Here is an 817-nt window from a genome sequence, read left to right on the forward strand (position 1 = left end):
GCACCAGCACCAGCACCAGCACCAGCACCAGCGGAACTCCGCCGGAGCCGCGCGCGGGCACCGGGCCCGGCACCAGAGGGACTCCGCCGGGCCCACGCGGGGATTCCGGCCCCGGGGGAAGCGGGGACGGGGCGGCGGCCCGGCCGCTCGTCGTCTGCGTGGGCCGTCTGTGCCGCCAGAAGGGCCAGGACGTGCTGCTGCGTGCCTGGGAGGACGTCCTCGGCGTGCTGCCGGGGGCACGTCTCGTGCTGGTCGGCGACGGCCCGGAGGACACGGCGCTGCGTCGGCAGGCGCCCCCCTCCGTGCGGTTCACCGGCGCCGTCGCCGACGTCGTGCCCTGGTACCGGGCCGCCGACCTGGTGGTGCTGCCCTCGCGCTGGGAGGGCATGGCGCTCGCCCCGCTGGAGGCGCTCGGCTGCGGACGGCCCGTCGTGGTCACCGACGTCGACGGCGCCCGCGAGAGCCTGCCGCCCGCACTCGCCGCGCACTGTCTGGTGCCGCCCGAGGACCCGGTGGCGCTGGCCGGTGCGATCACCGCACTGCTGTCCGATCGGCCGCTGCGCGTGGCACTGGGCGCCCAGGGGCGCCGGCACGTGCTGACCCGGCACGACGTGCGGCACACCGCCGAACAGATCACGGCCGTCTACCGCGAACTCCTCGGCCGTGCGCCGACGGCGAGCGACGCGACGGCCCAGCCCGTGCCCTCCGAGTGCAGGGAGTCCATCCACTCGTGACTGCGGAAACCACCGTCACCTCACCCGGCGCGCGGCCCCGCGAGCGCGGGCCGCGGCCCGTCCCCGTCCGGCCGGCCCGCCCC

1 protein-coding gene is annotated in these 817 nt (G+C 77.8%); it reads left to right on the top strand.

Going from position 1 to position 817, the window contains the following annotated elements:
* Nucleotides 1-734 (top strand): glycosyltransferase family 4 protein (locus tag GT045_RS07595; protein ID WP_161333695.1); only part of this gene is annotated, 734 nt, incomplete at its 5' end.
* Between the last annotated feature and the right edge of the window lie 83 nt (nucleotides 735-817).

The organism is Streptomyces sp. SID486 (assembly GCF_009865385.1).
Classification (GTDB): domain Bacteria; phylum Actinomycetota; class Actinomycetes; order Streptomycetales; family Streptomycetaceae; genus Streptomyces.